The sequence below is a fragment of the Nostoc sp. DSM 114159 genome, from assembly GCF_053470285.1.
The window spans coordinates 7647087-7665633 of sequence record NZ_JBPFEH010000001.1; the positions used below are offsets into that span (position 1 = coordinate 7647087).

Annotated in this window: 13 protein-coding genes and 1 pseudogene; 4 read left to right on the forward strand and 10 right to left on the reverse strand. The window is 41.1% G+C overall.

Features of this window, described 5'->3' with window-relative positions; all coding sequences use genetic code 11:
- Positions 1-81: 81 nt before the first annotated feature.
- The 7 genes and pseudogenes from pstB to ACR5KR_RS32215 form a co-directional block, all read right to left on the reverse strand.
- On the reverse strand, positions 82-861 hold the full coding sequence (gene pstB / locus ACR5KR_RS32185) for a phosphate ABC transporter ATP-binding protein PstB (RefSeq protein ID WP_322669961.1): 780 nt from the start codon (positions 859-861) through the stop codon (positions 82-84).
- A gap of 126 nt (positions 862-987) precedes the next feature.
- Positions 988-1869 (reverse strand): phosphate ABC transporter permease PstA, encoded by an 882-nt coding sequence (gene pstA / locus ACR5KR_RS32190; RefSeq protein ID WP_448269336.1) that lies wholly within the window; start codon positions 1867-1869, stop codon positions 988-990.
- Between the two features lie 71 nt (positions 1870-1940).
- Positions 1941-2915, reverse strand: a complete 975-nt coding sequence (gene pstC / locus ACR5KR_RS32195) for a phosphate ABC transporter permease subunit PstC (RefSeq protein ID WP_448269338.1) — start codon at positions 2913-2915, stop codon at positions 1941-1943.
- 227 nt (positions 2916-3142) lie between these two features.
- Positions 3143-4188, reverse strand: a pseudogene (pstS, locus tag ACR5KR_RS32200) (phosphate ABC transporter substrate-binding protein PstS).
- Positions 4189-4470: 282 nt separating this feature from the next.
- Complete coding sequence (locus ACR5KR_RS32205) at positions 4471-5310, reverse strand: DUF6745 domain-containing protein (RefSeq protein WP_448269339.1); 840 nt, start codon at positions 5308-5310, stop codon at positions 4471-4473.
- Positions 5311-5353: 43 nt separating this feature from the next.
- Positions 5354-5923, reverse strand: a complete 570-nt coding sequence (locus ACR5KR_RS32210; RefSeq protein ID WP_448269341.1) for a Uma2 family endonuclease — start codon at positions 5921-5923, stop codon at positions 5354-5356.
- 82 nt (positions 5924-6005) lie between these two features.
- Positions 6006-6980 carry a stage II sporulation protein M gene (locus ACR5KR_RS32215; RefSeq protein WP_448269342.1) on the reverse strand — a complete coding sequence of 325 codons (975 nt, stop codon included), beginning with the start codon at positions 6978-6980 and terminating at the stop codon, positions 6006-6008.
- Positions 6981-7060: 80 nt separating this feature from the next.
- Here ACR5KR_RS32215 and ACR5KR_RS32220 point away from each other — a divergent pair, with 80 nt between their 5' ends.
- Together ACR5KR_RS32220 and ACR5KR_RS32225 are read left to right on the forward strand one after the other, a co-directional pair.
- Positions 7061-7906, forward strand: a complete 846-nt coding sequence (locus ACR5KR_RS32220) for a hypothetical protein (RefSeq protein ID WP_445629235.1) — start codon at positions 7061-7063, stop codon at positions 7904-7906.
- A 45-nt stretch (positions 7907-7951) separates the two neighbouring features.
- Positions 7952-8737 (forward strand): RDD family protein, encoded by a 786-nt coding sequence (locus tag ACR5KR_RS32225; protein WP_448269344.1) that lies wholly within the window; start codon positions 7952-7954, stop codon positions 8735-8737.
- Between the two features lie 62 nt (positions 8738-8799).
- On the opposite strand, the gene ACR5KR_RS32230 is transcribed toward ACR5KR_RS32225, so the two are convergent.
- Complete coding sequence (locus ACR5KR_RS32230; RefSeq protein WP_448269345.1) at positions 8800-9588, reverse strand: DUF1868 domain-containing protein; 789 nt, start codon at positions 9586-9588, stop codon at positions 8800-8802.
- 221 nt (positions 9589-9809) lie between these two features.
- On the opposite strand from ACR5KR_RS32230, the gene holA reads away from it, so the two are divergent.
- Together holA and ACR5KR_RS32240 are read left to right on the forward strand one after the other, a co-directional pair.
- Positions 9810-10799 (forward strand): DNA polymerase III subunit delta, encoded by a 990-nt coding sequence (gene holA, locus ACR5KR_RS32235; RefSeq protein ID WP_448269347.1) that lies wholly within the window; start codon positions 9810-9812, stop codon positions 10797-10799.
- 109 nt (positions 10800-10908) lie between these two features.
- Positions 10909-11391, forward strand: a complete 483-nt coding sequence (locus ACR5KR_RS32240; protein ID WP_445629239.1) for a DUF4168 domain-containing protein — start codon at positions 10909-10911, stop codon at positions 11389-11391.
- Between the two features lie 370 nt (positions 11392-11761).
- On the opposite strand, the gene ACR5KR_RS32245 is transcribed toward ACR5KR_RS32240, so the two are convergent.
- On the reverse strand, positions 11762-15748 hold the full coding sequence (locus ACR5KR_RS32245; RefSeq protein ID WP_448269348.1) for a PAS domain S-box protein: 3987 nt from the start codon (positions 15746-15748) through the stop codon (positions 11762-11764).
- Between the two features lie 176 nt (positions 15749-15924).
- Complete coding sequence (locus ACR5KR_RS32250; RefSeq protein WP_448269350.1) at positions 15925-18306, reverse strand: glycoside hydrolase family 31 protein; 2382 nt, start codon at positions 18304-18306, stop codon at positions 15925-15927.
- Positions 18307-18547 lie beyond the last annotated feature (241 nt).

Below are 18547 nucleotides of genomic sequence, written 5' to 3' on the forward strand. Positions count from 1 at the left end.
CTTTTTTAAACGACACTTTATGAATATTCTCTAGTGCAAGATAGCTCGACAAAAATCAATAAGTCACGAATCAAGCATACCTTAACCGAAACGCCCTGAAATGTAGTCGCGGGTGCGAGGATCTAGTGGGTTGTTAAAGATTTGCTCTGTAGCACCAAATTCAACCATTTGACCAATCCGACTTTCATCGGTGCTAAAGAAAGCCGTAAAATCAGAAACGCGAGCGGCTTGTTGCATATTATGAGTAACGATCGCAATTGTCAATTCAGACTGTAAACTGTGGAGTAGTTCCTCAACTTTCATGGTGGCGATGGGGTCAAGAGCCGAGCAAGGCTCATCCATCAGCAGAACTTTCGGCTTGACTGCTAAAGCACGGGCAATACATAATCTTTGTTGCTGACCACCAGAAAGTCCTAAAGCTGATTTATCGAGCTTATCTTTGACTTCATCCCAAAGCGCAGCGCTGTGAAGTGCAGATTCGACAATTTCATCTAATTCTAATTTTGAATGCCTACCTGCTATTCTCATCCCGTAGGCAACATTTTCGTAAATGCTTATCCCAAAAGGATTTGGTTTTTGAAACACCATACCAATTTGGCGGCGTAATCGATTGATGTTGACACGACGATCGTAAATATTCTGACCAAAAAATTCTACATCTCCTTCAACTTTTACAGGCCCTTCTAATTCGCTAATGCGATTAAGAATTTTGATGAAGGTAGATTTACCACAACCACTAGGGCCAATAATTGCGGTTACTTGGTTTTGGTAAATATCTATTGACACCTTTTCAATAGCTTTTGTTGTCCCGTAGTAAAAGCTGATGTTTTTAACTTTGATAGCTGGAATTAGGTTACTCATGCTAATTCGTAATTCGTAATTCGTAATTCGTAATTAAAATATATCAAACAAGGCTTTTTACTGGCAGTTTGCCATTTTAATATCATACTTTGCCAGGATGCAAAATAATACAAAAAATTATTTATTTTACTTTAGTCTTCTTTGTCTAATAACTAAGCGAGAGAGAATACTGACAGATAAAATTAAGCTGAGTAGAACTATAGAAGTAGTCCATACCAATTGACTTTTTTGTGGGTCGGGATCGTTGTAGAGGTTAAAAATCAATACTGGTAAAGAAGCTGTAGGACTTAACAATCCTTCTGACCAATCTAAACTAAATAAAGCAGTAAAAATTAAGGGTGCTGTTTCACCAGCCGCACGAGCTACAGCTAATAAAATGCCTGTAGTGATTCCGGGGATTGCAGTAGTTACAACAATGCGAAAAGTAGTTTGGAAGCGAGTTCCACCTAAAGCAGCAGAAGCGAGGCGTTGAGATGTGGGAATCAGTTTTAAGGATTCTTCTGTTGTCAGTATAATTACAGGTAGCATAATCACAGCTAAAGCAAAACCACCTGCGATCGCACTAAATCCTTTAGTTACCAAAACTATCACACCATAAGCAAATACGCCGACAACAATTGAAGGTACGCCTGTAAGAATGCTGGTGACAAAGCGAACAATACTAGCAATTGGGTTAGTTTGACCAAATTCTGCTAAGAAAATTCCTGTTATTATCCCTGTGGGAATGCTGAAAATAGCACCAATTAACACCATGATTATGGTTCCCAAGATGGCATTGCCAAAGCCATTATCAATAACTGCTTTGACAAACATTTCTGATTTAAGTCCAGATATTCCCCGGATAAAAATTTCCCACAAAATTGATAATAAAGGAATGAGTACTAGACCTGTAAGACCAAAGGCGATCGCATTCATTGCATAGGTAAATATTACCCGCTTCCTTGGCAGAGGCCTGCACAATTCTGCCGCCAAAGATTCATTTTTTTCTGACTGAATATAACCACTCATAATTTTGACAAAGGTTGATTGATAAACTTGCTACACTGAATTATTTGTAGGAATTTAAAAATGAGATAGTGTCATTTATTTATCCTACCAACCCACTTAACCAAGATGACAGCGCCAATATTTACAGCTAAAGTCAACCCAAATAAAATCAATGCCAAATAGCTTAAAGCACCTATATGCAAACCCGGTTCAGCTTCAGCAAATTCATTAGCTAATACAGAGGGAATTGTATAAGCTGGATCGAGTAAAGAAGCGCTGATTTGAGCAGAGTTACCAATCACCATAGTAACGGCCATTGTTTCACCCAAAGCCCGTCCTAAAGCAAGCATTGCTGCACTTACTATTCCAGAAAATCCAGATGGTAGCAAAACTCGAAAAATTGTTTCCCAACGAGTGCCACCTAAAGCCATAGATGCAGAACGTAATTCTTTAGGGATAGCCATTAAGACATCACGACTAATTGCTGCCATTGTGGGTAAAATCATGATGGCGAGAATAATTCCAGCAGTTAACATATTAGTTCCAGAAGGATCTTCTGTATTAAACAGTGGTATCCATTTCAAAGTACTGGCTAACCACTTTTGTAGAGGTTCTAGAACTGGAATAAAGACAAAAATCGCCCACAAACCAATAATTACACTGGGAATTGCAGCAATTAATTCAACAACAAATGCTAGGGTGATTTGCAGCGATGAAGGTAAGAAATTTTCACTTGTAACTAAGGCTACTGCTATTCCCACAGGAACAGCGAATAAAATAGCGATCGCACTACTTACCAAAGTTCCATAAATATAGGGTAATGCACCAAAAATCTGATTACCTGTATCCCAATCTTGTCCCCATAAAAACCCCATTCCAAACTGCTTAATGGCTGGTAGAGCTTCGTGTAAAATTACCCAAGTCATCAACAATAGTACTGCAACGGTAATTACGGCAAAAAAGTATACTAGCCGTGTAAAACCTTGGTCAAACCAAAAATTTATACCGCTGGTAGTAGTTAGATTGAAATTTTCATCGCTGAGATTTGAATCATCTGATAATGCCATTACAACTCAATAAAATAGATTTTTTATTACTGGTAGAGCGAGTTATTAACTCAGTTTGTCATTAGTCATTAGTCATTTGTCCTTTGTTATTTGTAATTACAAAGGACAAATGACCAAGGACGAACATAACAAAAATTCTCACAATCTAATTTAGGATTGCTATATTCAAAGCACCCTTCCTTTTTTAAGCGGCGGAACTCTTGTGAATAAGTCCTAAAGATTACAAATTAAGGCTTGACAGAGCTATTCACTGTCTGAAGCACTCGATTTGCTACATCAGATGGAATTTTGGTGTAATTAAGATCATCGTTATATTGTTGACCGTCTTTCAATACCCAATTAATCCATTTCTTAATTGCATCAGCTTTAGCAGCATTAGCATACTGTTTGTAAACCATCATCCAAGTAAGACCGACAATGGGATAACCTTGTCCTGGATCTCCTACAAAAACGCGGTAATTGTCTGGGAAAGTGACAGTTGATAATGCTGCATTTGCAGATTCTAAAGAAGGAGCAACAAATTCTCCGTTCTTATTTTGTACCAATGCTGATTTCAGATTGTTTTTGACAGCGTAGCTATATTCAACATAACCAATAGAACCAGGAGTACGAGCTACTATAGCAGCTACGCCTGGATTCCCTTTGCCTTTGAGGACATTTGGCAGATTCCATTTTGGAGCAGTGTTAGTTCCAACTCTGCCTTTAAAATAACCGCTGATGGCACTCAAGTGATTTGTAAAAATGAAAGTTGTACCGCTACCATCGGCACGAACAGCAAATTTAATTGTTTGATTTGGTAGATTAGCGCCTGGATTATCAGCTTTAATTTTCGGGTCATTCCATTTGGTAATTTGACCTGAATAAATTGCTGGTAGTGTAGCGCGGGATAATTTGAGATCGTTAACGCCTGGAAGATTGTAAACAACAGAAACAGCACCGCCTGCTGTAGGTACTAAAATTGCACCATTCTTGACTTTAGCAATTTCATCATCTTTCATTGCAGCATCACTACCACCAAAGTCAACGGTTCCAGCGATGACTTGACGAATACCGCCACCACTACCAATTGCTTGGTAGTTAATTTTCAAGTCTGGATATTTCTTCTTCACTTCACGAGCATAGCGTTCGTAAAGCGGAGCCGGGAAAGTTGCTCCTGCACCATTAAGAGTTTCAGCTTGTGCGATATCGCACCAAAAAATGGACTAAGTGCAACAGAAGTTGTCACCAATGAAGTAGCAACGACACGATTCAATATGGCGGTCGAAAAAATCATATTACCTCTGATTAAAGGAATATTTTCTTGGTGTTATTCCAGTCTTAAACAGGCTACATTTTGTATGGTTAAAGCTTCTTTAACAATTGATAAGCAAGAAATTAAGATATATTTAAATATTAAGTTGAAAATTTTTTTCTTGTTGATTTTGCTTGACTAAATTATTTAGTTAAAAATTAATAAAATTTTAAAATTTAATTTAAATAATTCAAATTGAGTAAATTATTGCAATCTAAAAATTATCACTTCAGTATTTATCGGTGAGTGCCTGGAATTGCACATCTAAACAGACTCAGGATCTTGCCCCTGATAATATCGTTCTTCTTGAGAAGGATGTTTTCCGTGGCAAGCATAAACACTATAGCCGTCAGCAAATTGAAGAGCAGCTTCCCCTTCAGCATGAAGCATATTTTCTTTGTCAAAAGACAACTTGCAAGGGCGATCGCAGACTATACAAACCTTTTCAAATTGGAATATTAAACCACAATGTTGCATCAATTCTTGAAGTACATTCCATTTTTTCTTATCGTGTTGAAGATTAAGAACTGAGATACAAAAATCTAGCATACAACCCCAAATTGCCCATTCTGCTGGTCTAGTCAGGTTGTTTGTAAAGTACAAAATATCAGTAAATTCAAATTCAAGCTTGTCGAGATCGGCAATTAGTTGATGTTCAAGACATCTTGCTGTGTAAGGAAAGTATGAAACTAGTGGATGACTCTCAGTTGAGTAGTACGGAAATTCAGGATGTTGGACTTGATTCCGTAACCTAATAAAGAGATGCTCGTCAAGTTGTTGCCTTATTCCATGTAAAAGGTGATCTACTACTCTTTTAAGGAATTTGATGTGGATATCGCGCCCTAGATATGCCTTAAAGTTCTCAATAGTAAAAATATTTTCAATTGCGGTCATAGGACTGCTATAGAATAATATCTCAGGCTCAGGATAATCACTCACCGCATAAGCAGCTTTGATTATTGCTGCGACTTTTTCTTGCTCTATTGATTCAGTTGATATTTGTATCGATCGCCACTTATCTCTATAGATAGGAAGCATTGCTTCTTGTTCATCAGATAGTTCGGCGATAATGCGTTTTGGCATATCATTTGTGCGTCTTGGCATATTTAAGTGCAAGAATATTAGGTTTGCTTGAACAAAATATTTGTTACGCAGTCACCTTTAACCACCCAAAAATTTCACCCACAGTCAACTGTAACCCCTGACAAAATTTTGGCACTGGTAAAACAGACTCAATTTCCTCAAAAGGTAAAGGTTGTTGTCTTGCAGGATAAGCAGCAATGAATCGCTCATCAGGGTCAATTAACCAACCCATTTGAGTCCCGTGATTGAGAGCGTGTAAGATTTTTTTTGTAATTTTTGTATGGCTTTGTTCGGGGGAAAGAATTTCGATTATCCAGTCGGGTGCTGCGGAAAATGTATTGGAAATATCACCATTTTCGTCTACAGGAAGCCTTGCCCAAGAGAATACAGCGACATCGGGAACTATAGAACGTCCTGCAAAAGTGCAACGTAATTCTGGAAAAGCCCAACCCATTTTTTGGACTTTGATAACAGAATTGATTGTGGGACAGAGTTCTCCTTGAATAGTGCTATGTTTTCCTTGAGGCATAGGTTTTGGAATGATTTTACCGTCGATGTATTCGCAATACGGTTTAGTTTCTGGTAGTTTGAGAAACTCTTCTAGAGTCAATATTTTATTTGATGTTTGTACCATGATTCTCCTAACTCCAATTTATGATGATTTATTTACATATTTAGTATTTACCTTATTCTAAAATACTTTTTAAATTTACCAATCAGCCGCCATCTAAATTATTTTCTGTTTGCTTGCGGTTACAATACAGCACTAAAAGTATAAATAATCCTATTCCTGCCAGATATTTAATTGCATCAGGTACATTAGGATTAGGAGAGAAAAAGCCTTCGATCGCACCAGCAATAAGCAACATTGGTACAATCCCAAATACTAACTGCACCGCTTGATATCCATAAAATTTCAGTGCATCTCCACGGCGATATTTACCAGGAAATAAAATTGCTCTTGCTAATAAAAATCCCGCACCCCCAGCAAAAAAGATTGCAGGTAATTCCAAAGAACCATGCGGAAATACAAAGGCCCAAAAAGGATAAGCTAGATTATTTTGACCGACTAAAGTACTAACAGCACCAATTAATAAACCATTAAATATCATCAAATAGGCTGTGTATGCTCCACCTGTCATACCACCAGCGACAGCCCCAAAAGACACCGACAAATTATTGATTGCGATGCCGCTGGATGCCAGAGGTTCAACACCGACAATTGAACCCATCCATAATTTATGCTCATCTCGCACTTTGGTAATCAAACTTTCAGGTACAATCAAAGGCATAAAGCTGGGGTTTTGCCAGGAATACCACCAAGCCACAAGTGCGCCTAGTAAAAACAGCATCGTTGCCGCAGCAATATATACAAATGTTTTCTGGACTACAGATGGTAATCCCCAGCGATAAAATTCTAGGATTGCCTGCCATTCCTGCCGCCGCGAACCTTGGTAAATCTGCGTGTAAGCACGAGTTGTTAAAGATTGTAAACTTTGGATCGAGGTATTGCCGATTTGCTGAGTGCGGGCACGTGCCAAATCTGCTGCTACGGAACGATACAAACTCGCTAACTCTCTAATTTCTGCTGCCCGTAAGGATTTTAACCCTTTTTTTTCTATCTGCCTTAATAAAGCATCCAAACGCTGCCAATTAGGTTCTCGTCGCGCAATCCAACGTTGAATATTCATGAATTTTGGGAACACTGAGTTTAACTTAGCTTAAGATAGCCTCAAATTGATCTCCGTAATTTCAAGGGAAATTTAGCATTATGTCTGAAAACTTTGGATCTTCCGGCCAGATACAACCACTGAGTATCGGTAACGTTGTCAGTGCTGCGGTACGGTTGTATCGTTCTCATTTGAAGACTTATCTTAACCTAGCTGCGATCGCGCACTTGTGGGTTCTGGTTCCTGTGTATGGTTGGGCAAAATATGCAGCCATCTCTGGACTAATTTCACGCTTGGCTTTTGGAGAATTGATTTACCAGCCTGAAGGTGTTCAAACTGCCAGAAGCCATATTAATCCACGTCTTTGGTCATTTTTAAGAGTTGCTTTCCAAGTAGGTATATCTTTACTGATAATTTATATTGGATTAGCGATCGTAGGCGGTGTAGTAGCTAGCTTGATCGGAATAGCATTAGGAGGAATATTAGGTACTTCAGGCGTTATAGTCATAACCACATTGGTAATAATTGTAACGGCAGGCATTATATTGTTAGGACTAACCTGGTTCTACTCTCGTTGGATAGTAGCTGAAGTGCCCTTAGCAGTTGAGGAAAATATCAATGGTGGCGAAAGTGTTGCCAGAAGTTGGGAGCTAACTAAAGCCTCAGTCTTTCGCATTCAAGGCATTGTTTTAGTTGGTTTTATCGTTACAATGCCGTTGGTGTTTGTATTAAACTATATACCTAGCTTATTCCTAATTAAACTTGAGCCTGGTACTGCTATTTACTCGATTGTGTATATTATTTCTGTGATTGGCAGCTTGATCGGTGGAGTTTTAGTCATGCCATTCTGGCAAGCACTAAAAGCTGTTTTATACTTGGACTTGCGTAGTCGGCGTGAAGGTCTAGGTTTGCAATTACGAGAACCTCCCTCGCAAGATTTTCGTTAACTCAACATTTTAATCCAACTCTATTAATTTTGAATTAGTTAAAATATGCGCTTTTTTAATCGCATCACATTCCAGACTCCAGAAAGTGTAGAGTTGGAATTCACTCTAGCGGGAATCGGTAATCGAGTTTTGGCACTCCTGATTGACTATACAGTGTTGGGTGTAACTTTGCTTCTGTTTGTCCTTACTTGGAGTGTCTTCTCGACACAGTTGTTAAATTTTGTTGAATATTATTTTAAAAATTTAACAAGTTTAGATATTTGGTTGTTAGCAATTTTCTTCATTATCGCCTTTGCAATTTACATCGGCTATTTTGTATTTTTTGAAACCTTATGGTTTGGGGAAACTCCTGGTAAACGCTTTGCTAAAATTCGTGTAGTTCGAGATGATGGTAGATTGATCGGGTTACAACAAGCAACGCTACGTGCTTTACTGCGACCCTTTGATGAAACTTTGTTTATTGGTGCTTTTTTAATTATGTTGGGTAGCCGTGAAAAGCGCTTAGGTGATTTGGCTGCTGGCACAATTGTAATTCAAACCCAAGCACCAACTGCATCTGCAAGATTGACAATTTCGGAACAGGCAAAAGGACTTCATGAACAGTTAATCGAAATTGCTGATTTATCGCAATTGATGCCAGATGATTTTGCTGTGATTCGTGAGTATTTACAGCGACGCGGTGCAATGTCGTTAAAGGCAAGAACCTCATTATCTCTAAAGCTAGCCGAGCAAGTTAAAGCTATTATTAATTTAGAAAAATTGCCAGAAGCTGTTACGCCTGATGTATTTTTAGAAGCAATTTACCTCGGTTATCAACAACCTAAATTTTAAGCTAATTACTAATGAGTAGTCAGTAGTCAGTGAGTGAAAACTACTGACTACTAACTAATTACTTAAAAATCCAAAATTGGCCAGTCTGGTTCACGATAATAGCGTGTCATGTTGTCAAACTTTCGTAATTCAACACGATCGATCGAGAATTCTGGCAAATTCAACAGCCATTGTTCATTCAATTGAGAAAGTATAGTGCTGAAGTTTGTCCGGTCTAGGTCAGATGAAACCTCCCCAAAATAGGCTAATGTAACATGGGCTGTGAAGTGATAATGCTGCTCAATACCCAAGGCAATTAACTTGGGATTTTGATAAATTGTTCGGCGAAATTGAATAATTTCCTCGTAACAGCGTTCATCTTGGGGGACTAAACAAATGGCTATAGCTCTTGGCATCAGTATTAATCCCAGCATTTGCCATTTAATTGGATGACTTCTGTTTGTCATCAATTGTTGATATTTTTGAAATATTTCAGCTAAACAAGAGTGTAACTCCTCGTCAAATTTAGGATTTTTTTCGTAGGCATCAAGGTAAGCATTGTCCCAAATTAAATCCGCTAAAGTCAGGTGGAAGCTAGCAGGAGGTACAGGTACAATCAAATTACGGTTTACAGGCAACTGCAAAAGTTCCTGTTGATAAGTCTGTAATTTGGCATAGAAAGCAGAATTGTGTGATTCTTCTTCTGCCGGCGGGGTAATTAGCGTATAGCCAGGAAAGGATGCCGCTTGTCTCAACCCAGAATTTAGCTGAAATTTAGAAGATTCCTGAATATGCTGGGCTTGGGATCTGTAGGCTTCTGGCAGCGTTAGTCTTGCTAACCGATTTAAGTAAGTTTGATAGTTGTCGTCCAATCTTCATAGCCTCACGCTCTCACTTGATAGATTTTAGGGAAAATTATCTTAATTAACAGAATGATTTCAAAAGTATTTAATTTTTGAGAGGGGACAAGGAGGACAAGGGGACAAGGGGACAAGGGTGAATTATTGAACAAGTTTCTCCCTTTTCTCCCCCTCTTCCTTGTCTACCTTGTCTCTTCTCAATGCCCAATGCCCATCTACTACGAGGTTTATCTATGCCAATCTATGTTTACTGGGGTGAAGATGATTTTGCGATGGAAAAGGCGATCGCACTTTTGCGCGATCGCGTCCTCGATCCCCAATGGACAAGTTTTAATTACACTGCATTCTCCCCAGATCGGGCTGATGCTGCTATCGAGGGGTTAAATCAGGTGATGACGCCTACTTTTGGCGCTGGTGGGCGTTTGGTATGGCTGATAAACACTACTTTGTGTCAGCACTGTCCAGAGAATGTATTGGCAGAATTGGGGCGATCGCTAAGAGTCATTCCCGAAAACTCATTTTTATTGCTCACCAGCCGCAATAAGCCAGATGAACGCCTCAAATCCACGAAATTATTAAAACAGTTTGCTACCGAATTCCGAGAATTTCCTCTCATCCCACCTTGGAAAACAGAATTACTGGTGCAATCTGTTAATCAAGCAGCCCAGACTGTAGGGGTGAAACTGACTGCCAATACTTCCCATCTGTTAGCAGAAGCCGTAGGGAATGATACACGGCTTCTTTACAATGAGCTAGAGAAATTACGGCTATATGTCCAAGATAGCAATCAGCCTTTAGACACAGATACTGTTACAAAGTTAGTAAGAAATACTACCCAAAATAGCTTACAATTAGCAGCAGCAATTAGAACAGGAGATACAGCTAAAGCTTTGACAACACTAGCAGATTTGAGCAATGCTTCCGAGCCGGGATTACGGATAGTTGCGACACTGATTGGACAATTTCGCACCTGGCTGTGGGTGAAGATTATGATAGAAAGTGGGGAACGGAATCAACAAGCGATCGCTGTTGCCGCTGACATCGGTAATCCCAAACGAATTTACTTCTTACAGCAAGAAATTAAGCTGCTTTCTGTGCAACAGTTAATCTCTTGCTTACCCCTACTGCTGGAATTAGAGGTTAGCCTTAAGCAAGGAGCATCAGAAATGTCAACACTCCAGACAAAAGTAATCGAACTTTGTCAAGTATGCCGAGGAAATTGACAATCAAATATAAAAGCTTGATGTATTGAGCAGTTCCTGGAACTTCCAACTCTGAAAATAATTCAAAGTTCTTATAATATCCCTGATGTAGTTTCGTGTCATACACTATATGAAGAAAATTTCTGATTCATGTTCTCGAACTAGCCGAAAGCGAACCCTTTCGCGATCGTTATTTTTCGGTGCGATCGCGACTGTGAGTTTGATTTCTAACGGTTTTTTATTGAGTTCTAAAGCTGACGCTCAAACTCCAGCACCAATAGTTAACAATACTGAAATCGACAGTTACGCTCAAGCCGTGCTAGCAATGGAGCCAGCCCGTCAAAATGCTTTTGAAGAAATTAAAAAACTTATTGGCAATGGAGAAATTCCCCAGATTGTTTGCAATGATTCTAATAGCATAAATGGTCTTCCAAAGAAGGCTCAAGATATCGCAGTCAACTACTGTAACCACGCTCAAAAAATTGTCGAAGATAATGGTTTAAAATTTGAACAGTTCAACAAAATTACTATAGAACTACAAAATAATACTATCTTAAAAAGACAGGTTTACAATACCCTATTACGCCTGCAACAACCTGCTGAGTCTCGGTAAGTAGAAGGGGCTACTTCAATTAAAGCACTTAGTAAAAAAGTGGCTAATTACTATGGAAATCAGGACTCAATTATTCGGACATTATCGCAGTCCGATTTGATTCATGAAAATATAGATAAGGCAACGAACCTCTTTCTCTAGGAGACATAGGGGTGAATTTAATTCATATTCCCCAATGCCCCATTTCTAAGTTCGTCCTAATACTGTTCGGTTAAGGCAAGAGACGCGATGAATCGCCGTCTCTACAATAATTGATCTTTCGTAGTGGCATCTGTCAACGTTGCGGCTGGAATTCCCTGTTGTTCTCACATCCTCGTGGGGCATACTGATGTCGCTGACTAAACTCCAGGAGGTGGGGGCAGAACATGGCTTAAGAGCCGAGGTGGGCATTCTTCAGAAGTGGTAGTTTGACGGTAAACGTCGCTCCTTGTTCTTTGCCTGGGCTATCTGCGCGGACAGTACCGCCATGTAATTCTACTAAATGACGGACGATCGCTAATCCTAGTCCTAATCCACCATAGATTCTAGTACTAGAACTATCAGCTTGACGAAAGCGATCGAAAACGTAAGGAAGAAAATCAGGACTGATACCAATGCCTGTATCAATCACCTGAATTTGGGCATATTTATCCGTTGTCTGTTGCTCTTGTCCACTAACCACTGACAATTGCAACTCTACCCTTCCGCCAACGGGTGTAAATTTGATGGCATTGGATAGCAGATTCCAGATAATTTGTTGCAAGCGCTCGAAATCCCCGGAAACTAAATATTGAGAATTTTCACTCGGCTTGCTGTTATTTGAATGTTGATTAGTTTGGGATTGTGCTGCTAGAAATTCGAGATTTTCGCGATTAACTCCTAATTCCCAATCTGAATTTGGCGTTTCTTTTGAAGGAACGAGGGAAAATCTCAAATCGATTTCCTTGGATTGGGCGGCTAAACTAACAGTCTTTAGGCTCGACTCAATTATGGGAACTAAATTACAAGTACGGACATTGAGGCGTAACTGGCCTCTACTCATCCGCGATATATCCAGCAGGTCTTCAATTAACTGGGTTTGCGCTTTGGCGTTGCGCTCAATTGTCTCTGTTGCTCTAGCCATTTGGGTATCACTGAGCTTGCTTCGTTGCAGTAATTGCGCCCAGCCAAGGATGGCATTGAGGGGCGATCGCAATTCGTGGGATAATATCCCTAAAAACTCATCCTTCATCCGGTTGGCTTGTTGTAACTGCTCAGTTTGTTGTTGTAAAGAAGCAATTAAACTAGCCCGTTCCATTGCGATCGCTATTTGGTCGCATACTGCTTGCATCATCCCTTTTTGATTGTCGGTGAAGCTTAACCGAGTGCGGCTACCAAAAGAAAGAGTACCCAATAGCCGTCCTTGGGCTATTAATGGGTATGAATAATAAGCTGTAATTCCTAAAGAACGAATCAATTCTGTTTTCGGGTCAATTGATTCCTGCACATTCTCTAGAGCAATTGCACAACGCTCTTGAGCGAAAGTCCCACAAACCGCTTCACCAAATCCTAAAGACTCGATTTGGTTTGCCAGTTCTGGAGAAATGCCACTGTAAGACTGTAGCCGCATTAGCTGAGAGTTATCCTCAACCAAATAGTTAAAGTAAACATCTAAACCAATTTGGTCTCTTAGTTTTTGGTAGACGGTATCGATTAGTACTACTGGTTGCTGACTCGATAGTAAATCGTTGGCTGTGTCAAATAGTAGCTTTAACCTTTTGTAACCTAATGAGAGTGCTTTTTGTGCATCCTTGAGGTTGCTGATTTCTTGGAACACCAAGATACAGGTAGCTGGATGACCGTGCATTGCTGGCAAGGTATCAGCAAATACTAGTAGAGAGCGCACACCAGTGGGAGTGTGCCAGTCCACCTCCAATCCATTCAAGCGTTCGCCACGGGCAACCCTTACTCCTGGCATCAGTTCATTGGGAATGCGATCGCCAGCGGCATCTGTATAGTAGTAAACTCTGTGATAATCTTCGGCGGGTATACCTTTGGGAAATTCGCCCCCAGCTAATTCGTCAGCAGAGCGATTGGCAAAAGTTACCCGCGCCGTTCCTGGTTCGATAAACAGCAACGGTCTTGGCATCATATTTAACACATCCTCTAGCCATTTTTGCTGATTTAAAAGTACTTCTTCTGCCTGTTTGCGCTCCGTAATATCTAAAAATGCACCAACGCTTCCTCTGGTTTTACCCTCTTCGTCAAACAGGGGTGCAACGTACTCTAACAGCTTGACGATTTTGCCATTTTCATGAACCACATCAAGTTCATAATCCAGAACTTCGACACCATGAGCAGCAGAGTACTGCATTGGGAGTTCTTCTGTTGACAGTTCCCTTCCCTCGCGGTACACTTTAAAGCTTGTCGGTTTTTCATCCAAGGGAGCGGTAAGGGAAGCATTTGTATTTGACGATATCCCCAACTGCTTGGCAAAAGCAGGGTTGACCTTAATATTTTGGCATTTTGGATCTTCGGCAATGCCTATTCCAATAGGAATTACCTCCAACAAAGTTTGTAATTCAGTAATGCGGCGCTGTAGATTCTTGTTTAGCTGTAATATTTGTTCCTCGGTCTGCTTTTGGTTGCTGATGTCACGAGTCACAGTTGCTAAAGCAATTGGCTGACCTGTTTTGTTATCTATAACAGTGAAGACGTTGTAATCAACTGGTATCGGTTGACCTGTTTGGAGATGCCGAAAGCAGAATTCTCCCTGCCAGCGCCCTTCTGATAGTACAGTCGGCAGTATATATTCTTGAAAATAGGCTTTGTCTTTGGGCATGAAGTAATCTAATACTGCTTTTTGCCTCACTTCATTAAGGGCAAACCCTACCAACTTTTGACCTGCATCATTTATGTAGAGTAATTGACCCTCAAGGGTGGCAATGCCGATAAAGTCAGAGCTATTTTCTACTAGCAATGCTAATTTTTGTTGTTCTGCTTCTGCTTGTTTGCGTTCGCTCAAATCAAGGATAAAGGCTACTGACTCTTCGCGGTTTTCTCCTAGCAGCACGTAACCAACTAAAATCGGGATACGGCTACCATCCTTGCGAATAAATTCTTTCTCGTAGGGCGTACAAGCAGCGTTGGTGTTTCCTTGGGCTTCAGCGATACCTCGCTCGTCTAAATATAAATACTCTGGTGGTGTGAGATTGCGCCAACTTAACTTACCAGTTAACAAATCCTCGCGCGCGTAACCAATCATCCTCAAGAATTCGTCGTTTGCCTGCTGGATACCGCCATACACATCGCTAAACAGAATACCGATGACATTAGCATCTACAAAACTCCCCAGTTTAGCTTCGTAGGTTCTCAGTGCTTCTTGGGCAAGGTCGCGTTGATTGCTGAGGCGTTCAATAACCCTGGCACTTTGCCAAATCAAAATAGTAAAAATTACAATCAAAACGATCGCAAACACCGATACTGCAAATGCTGGATCGTATTGTCCTGCCCGTTGACCTTCAACAATTACCCATCCCAATATAAAAGGTACTGCGATCGCGGCAACTAGTAAACGACGTGCAAGTAAGCCGCCGTAACTATCACTTGTAACTACCCTCATTAAGCCATGTTCTGCCCGCACCCACAGAATACCCATACTTAGTAAGAGGAACAACACCGCTGTGTGTAACGCCATTGATGTTGTATAAGGGGCGAGTCCATAAAGAACTTTCACTTGGTAGGCATAGCCCATTAGCGCTTGAAAGGAAATTAAAGTAGCAATCAGAGCAATAATTTGGGCATACCAATAACTGCGGTGGGTTTTTAGATGAATCAGAATCTGTAGGGCAACACTGACCAGGATAAAGTTCAGTCCTGTGTTCGCCCCCATTCGCCCCGGATGCAATGTCGCTATACTAGTTTGCGAATCACGGAACACCATCTCATCAATGCCCAGATTCCAGCCAAACAGATATTCACAGAGGGTGAGCGCCGCAATTATGGTGACAGCTATTGCACAGACTTGAGAGATGAGAAGAGTAAGTACGGGCAAGAAGGCTGTGGAACTATGCGGGTAATTTTGAATTCTTCTTTCCCCCCTGCTCCCCTGCCCCCCTGCTCCCCTGCTCCCCTGCTCCCCTGCTCCCCTGCTCCCCTGCTCCTCTTTTAAAAATAGCCACAGCGACACACCACACAACACAAAACAAAGCGCCGTGTTGACTTTCATCGTGGCAGGACTACCAGGAAAGCCGCGTTTGAGAACTTCAATTCCAAGACACCAGCCAACTAATACCAAGCTACCAACAAAAACAGCGATCGCACTTGCGACTCTTGCCACAAGTGCATTTGTAGAAATTTTAAATCTATCTTGCAGTCGCAAGCGGTTAATATTTAACATTGAGTGTTCTCTAACCGCATCTATCTAGCGTGGTAAATTTACGTATTTCTCACGAGCTAATCATTGAGGTTCTTTGTATTGTAGATTACACTTTAGCTGATTTTTCATCTACCTCTATGCATATTTTCGCTAGAGTAGGAAATAATGGTGGCTCAAAAACCACCTTTACAAGTATTTCAGAATTGCAGGCTATGTGGCTTACCGTCATCTTGAAAGCGTTGCTCTCCAACACCAACAAGCTCTACGATCGCTTCGCGTGTTGGAGGTGCCCACTTTCCAACTCTTGCTGCAATTTCCACTACTGTTTGGCTGGCCTGGGTAAATACACGGATGTTAGTTATTGAGTGGTTATTATCTTGATACTTGCTTGTCTGTCCATCATCTTCAAATAACTGATATTCGTTGTTACCAGGCCAAACTCGTAACCGAATCTGGTTGAGTGGCGATTCATCAACGTATTGGCTGACAGGTTGCATCGGGACGATCGCACCGCTACGGACATACAGTGGCATTGTTTCTAATGGTGCATGAGCAAGAATGTGAATCGGGCCTTCATAGCGATCGCCACTCCACCAATCATACCAAGTGCCAGCGGGTAAGTAGACAGCTCGATGCTCAACTCCAGGGCGGTAAATTGGTGCAGCCATCAGCGATGCACCTAGCAATACTTGATCGTAGAGGCTATAGGTTTTCGGATCGTTGGGGAAATGATACAATAACGGTCTTAAAATCGGTGCGCCCGTCATTGCCGCTTCCCAGAAAAGACTGTAAATATAGGGAAGTAGTTGGTAACGTAGATTAATGTATTCTCGACAGATATTTTCAACGCGATCGCCAAATACCCAAGGTTCATGACGAGCAGTAGACATTGCCGAGTGACCGCGCATCAATGGGTAAAGCATTCCTACCTGCATCCAACGAGCGAATAATTCAGCAGTGGCGTTACCAGCAAACCCGCCAATATCGCAACCCACAAACCCCACACCCGAAAGTCCCATATTACAAAGCATCGGCAGAGACATTTCTAAATGCTCCCACAACGATTGGTTATCTCCCATCCACACAGAAGACCAGCGTTGCACACCAGCATAACCCGATCGCGTTAACACAAAAGATCGCTGTGAACCTCGATGCCGTTGCAACCCTTCATAAGAAGCTTTAGCCATCATCAACCCATACAAATTATGTACTTCTGTATGAGTCGAAGAAGATGCAGGGATATCTCCCTTGTCCCCTTGTCCCCTTGTCCCCTTGTCCCCTTCTCCCCCCTGCGGCGCATCTAGAGGAAACCAAATCTTTTCCCCATCATCGCCGAAAGGGCGATCGTTTATGGCAGGTTCATTCATATCATTCCAAATTCCTGCCACACCAATATCAGTTAGGCTTTTGTGTAAATCAGCCCACCAGTTACTCACATCAGGACGTAAAAAATCAGGAAAAACAGCTTTTTCAGGCCAGACATAGCCGTGGAACAACGTACCATCAGCTTTACGCACAAAATAGTCGTTTTCTATGCCTTGGTCAAAAACATGATAATTACCTTCTGGTTCATACTTCACACCAGGATCGATAATTGTGACTGTTTTGAAACCATCCTTTGCTAAATCACTAATCAGTTTTGCCGCGTTGGCAAAGCGTTGAGGACTCCAAGTAAATACTCGATAGCCCCGCATATAGTCAATATCCAAGTGAATAACATCGCAGGGAATGCGGCGCTGACGAAATTCTCGCGCTAGTTCTCGCACAACGTTTTCTGATTCGTAACTCCAACGGCATTGATGATAACCTAGCGCCCATTTCGGCGGTAATGGCATTCTCCCAGTTAGCTGAGTGTAAGTCTCCAGGATTTGGGCTGGTTCAGGGCCGTAGATAATGTAATAATCCAATTCACCGCCACGAGTTTCCATCTTCCAAATACCTGGTTGTTCAGCACCGATATCGAACTGACTCCAAAAAGTGGTGTTGAAAAAGATGCCATAGCTTACCTGCGGACGCAAAGCCATAAAAAATGGAATTGCCTGGTACATTTCATCAGTGAGTGAATCATAATCTAAGGCATCCGTTGTCCAGTTAGTTTTCACTTCGCTGAGTTTATCCAGAAAGCCTGTACGTTCGCCAAAGCCATAGAAATGTTCATCGGCTGCAATTTCCTTCCACCCTGCAACTGCACCCATCCGCCAACCCATCCCCATATCCGCATCTTGGGCGAAGGGACGATTAGCTTTGTCAAAACAGGCGATGCGACATTTTTCTCGCTGAACGCACACACGAATCTGTGCTGTTTCAATTTCGATTGTTGCTTCAGTTTCCCGGACTGCAAAAGGTGTTATTGCCCATTCTGCATCATCTGGCGTCACTGCCCAAGAGCGGCGAGGCATAAATTCTCCAGTTGGTGCGAAACGCACGCGGATTAAATTTGGAGTAAGTACGCTAATAGTCAGATGTGAGTTGCCACAGTCAAAATTAACAATATTATTTTCCCAGGTTACAGCTTTTACATTGCTAACAGTTGTCCAAGCTTGGTTTGTGGTGGGTAATTTTCCGAAATATTGCGGCATATCAGTTATTTAGGAGGTAAACACTTGTCCGCATTCATGATTACAGAGATACTCACCCTCAAACTCTTTCTTTTGCTAGAAGTTGGTGAAAAATGAGCAGATATTTTTTACCAAAATTGTTTTTATAATGTGCAAATTTGTGCATTGGTCTTTCAAGACGCGATAAATCAAGACGCGATAAATCGCGTCTCTACATCGTGGTTAAAATTGGATAATTTAAACGAATTTTCTGGAATAAGCT

Excerpts from the sequence above, each read along its gene's own strand:
- ACR5KR_RS32220 (WP_445629235.1), top strand. The coding sequence starts at position 7,061 with ATGTCTGAAAACTTTGGATCTTCCGGCCAGATACAACCACTGAGTATC.
- ACR5KR_RS32245 (WP_448269348.1), bottom strand. The coding sequence starts at position 15,748 with ATGTTAAATATTAACCGCTTGCGACTGCAAGATAGATTTAAAATTTCT.
- ACR5KR_RS32215 (WP_448269342.1), bottom strand. The coding sequence starts at position 6,980 with ATGAATATTCAACGTTGGATTGCGCGACGAGAACCTAATTGGCAGCGT.
- ACR5KR_RS32240 (WP_445629239.1), top strand. The coding sequence starts at position 10,909 with ATGAAGAAAATTTCTGATTCATGTTCTCGAACTAGCCGAAAGCGAACC.
- ACR5KR_RS32250 (WP_448269350.1), bottom strand. The coding sequence starts at position 18,306 with ATGCCGCAATATTTCGGAAAATTACCCACCACAAACCAAGCTTGGACA.
- ACR5KR_RS32225 (WP_448269344.1), top strand. The coding sequence starts at position 7,952 with ATGCGCTTTTTTAATCGCATCACATTCCAGACTCCAGAAAGTGTAGAG.
- pstA (WP_448269336.1), bottom strand. The coding sequence starts at position 1,869 with ATGAGTGGTTATATTCAGTCAGAAAAAAATGAATCTTTGGCGGCAGAA.
- pstB (WP_322669961.1), bottom strand. The coding sequence starts at position 861 with ATGAGTAACCTAATTCCAGCTATCAAAGTTAAAAACATCAGCTTTTAC.
- pstC (WP_448269338.1), bottom strand. The coding sequence starts at position 2,915 with ATGGCATTATCAGATGATTCAAATCTCAGCGATGAAAATTTCAATCTA.
- holA (WP_448269347.1), top strand. The coding sequence starts at position 9,810 with ATGCCAATCTATGTTTACTGGGGTGAAGATGATTTTGCGATGGAAAAG.
- ACR5KR_RS32210 (WP_448269341.1), bottom strand. The coding sequence starts at position 5,923 with ATGGTACAAACATCAAATAAAATATTGACTCTAGAAGAGTTTCTCAAA.
- ACR5KR_RS32205 (WP_448269339.1), bottom strand. The coding sequence starts at position 5,310 with ATGCCAAGACGCACAAATGATATGCCAAAACGCATTATCGCCGAACTA.